Origin of the sequence: Actinoplanes sp. NPDC051633 (assembly GCF_040681735.1) — a bacterium.
Taxonomy (GTDB): Bacteria; Actinomycetota; Actinomycetes; order Mycobacteriales; family Micromonosporaceae; genus Actinoplanes.
In genome coordinates, this window is the sequence record NZ_JBFAZH010001136.1 from 1 (window position 1) to 2,489 (window position 2,489).

At 70.7% G+C, this 2,489-nt stretch carries 2 pseudogenes; both read right to left on the reverse strand.

Annotation, left to right across the window (positions count from 1 at the left end):
• Positions 1 to 900, reverse strand: a pseudogene (locus AB0M20_RS38060) (hypothetical protein); the annotation flags it as partial.
• A pseudogene (locus AB0M20_RS38065) lies at positions 900 to 2,489 on the reverse strand (hypothetical protein); the annotation flags it as partial. The pseudogenes AB0M20_RS38065 and AB0M20_RS38060, both read right to left, overlap by 1 nt.

Sequence of the window (2,489 nt, forward strand, 5' to 3'; positions counted from 1 at the left end):
TTCCGCGGGCGCGGCTGGCGTGCCGCGTTCGGGGGGGTCCATGTCGCCCTGGGCGGGCGCGGGTAGGGTCCGGTCGCCGGCGTCGCCGGCGACCGGCTCATGAAGATCGGCCTGGTAGGCGAGGGCGAGTTCCGCGCGGTGCCGCTCGGGGTCGGACCCTTGTGAGGTACGCCGTAAGAACGCCCCCAGCTCGCCGAGGCTGTGTCGCAGTTCCCGGTGGCGAGCGGTGGTGTCGAGGCGCTCGGTCCACAGTGCGAACTCCGGGATCTCGACGGCCAGCCGCAGATGCGCCTCCTCGAACCGCCGCGTGCCGATGGCCGCGACCCGGTCGTCGAAGGAGTGGCTGACCTGGCGCCGCACGTCCGCAGACGCGTCCTCCCATAGGCTCAGTCCTTCGAGGAACCTCCGGAAGTTGTGGGCCGTCCCGAGATACCAGTCCGAGATCAGCGTCCGCAGCTCCGCCCTCGTCCGGTCGGCCGAGGGCACCGGCAACGGAAGGTTCAGCATTCGGTGCAGCCAGTCGCCTGCGGTGCTGCCGCCGGCGGCCAGGGTGATCTGCTCTTCGCGCGTCAACTCGGTGTCCCGCAGACCGGCCGCCAGCGTGATGTCGTCGACGGCCTCGAAGAAGGCGGTCACGACCAGCACACCGTGTGCGGCTTCGAGGCGCATCGTGCGGTCGAAGCGCCCCAGCCCGCGCAGCCTTTCGTGCAGCCGGTCGGTGAGCACGTGGCCGAGCCGGATCACCTCGGCCTTCGCGTCGAACAGGCCGAGCGCCAAATCGCTGCCGCCGCCGGTCGCCACGGCCAGCGCCCCGCCCAGCAGGTTGTCCAGCGCCTTGATCTCCGGCGTCTGGCCGCCGAGCAGCTTCACCGCGTCCGCGTAGCGCAAGCCGCGGGCCATCAGACGATCTCCATGCGGGATCGCAGCCATCGCGCTTCGGTCTCCGAGCCGCCCGCGGTCATGCAGTGCGTGATGGCCGAGGCCAGCGCGTCGTCCGCCGGCCCGGCCGACACGATGCGGCTCAGCAGGTCGAAGATCTTCCGGCTGCCCAGCGCCTTGCGGTCGCGTTCCATCGTGCGGACGAGCATCAGCGTCGTCTTCTCCCGCAGGTACCGCCGGTCGGCGTCGTTCTCCATCCGGCCACATGCGACCGTGACCGCGCGCTCGTACAGGCGGGGCAGGTCATCCTCGCCCGCGGCCGATGCGAGAAGCACCCGCAGCAGGCTGTGCACCACCGACTCGCTGTCCCCCTCGCCGTGCGAGACCCAGCTGGTCAGGGCGTAGGGCATCCGCTCGATGAACGGGTCGGCCGCGTGCCGCAGCGTGTCGTCGCTCAGGGCTCCGATCAGGTTCATCGACCGCTGCGCCCGGGCCAGGTTGAAGTACGACCCGAAGGTGGCGCCGGGCGTCGCCTCGATGCGGTGACCGGGCCGGATCCGGTGCGACCACAGCGGATCGAGCGGGCCCCGCGCCTGCTCCGGGTGGTCGATCGGCCGTGCGCTCAGCACGATGTCCCGCCGTCCGTCCGTCCAGGTGCGCTCGACCTCGATCCCGGCCATCACGTCCAGCCAGAACTCACTCGGGATCGAGCAGTGCCACGACTGCCCGACCATCCGCATGAGCTCGGCCGGGTCCTTCGCGTCCGGCCACAGCTCACTCGCGCTCAGCTCCTCGCCGCACGCGAGGGCGAGCAGCGTCAGGTTGAGCGAGTACAAGGCCACCCAGATGTCGCCACCGTCGGGTCGTGGCGCGTACCCGGATCGCAGGGTGACCGCACGGATCCGATCCACCAGCCAGGCGCGGATCGCCGCACGGTCCGGCGCGATCAGCTCCGCGGCGTAGGTCACCACGTTCTGCCGCACGTTGAGCGACATGTACCAGAGCAGCGACCGGAGCAGCTCGTCGTCGACCGGCGCGGCGCGCAGGCGCGCGAAGCCGCTCGACCCTTGCGACGCGTTCTCCCGCAGCCGGTTCACCACGAAGCGGGCGACCAGATACTCACCGAAGGTCGCGTGCAGGAACTCGTAGGTCTGCAGGGTGCGGCCGTCCTGATTGGCCTGTGCGCGCTGGATGAAGAAGAACCGCCCGACCACTTCCTGGCCGGGGGTCAGGGCGCTGCGGAAGGCGCCGGTCTGATGGGTACGCGCGGGCGCGATGCCGAGCGCCACCAGATCGGCGTTCAGTTCTTCCTCGGTGACCCACAGCCGTCCCCGGTTGAACATCGCGAACGCCACGATGGACAGTCGCATCAGCTCGTCCTCGACCAGCTCGTCCAGCTCACCGTCGGGCGCCTTGCCGTGCCAGCGCCGCACCTCACGCCGCGCGAAGTCGCCGAGCAGCCGCTCGTAGAGCTGAACCGTGCCGAACGACGAATCCGCCGCCTGCAACGCGTTGTCGGTCGCGTCGTAGAGGGCGAGCATCAGCAGCAGCAACGGCTGCCGGGCCAGATCGGGGAACCGCCGGGCGACCGCGAGCGGCAGCGGCTCCAG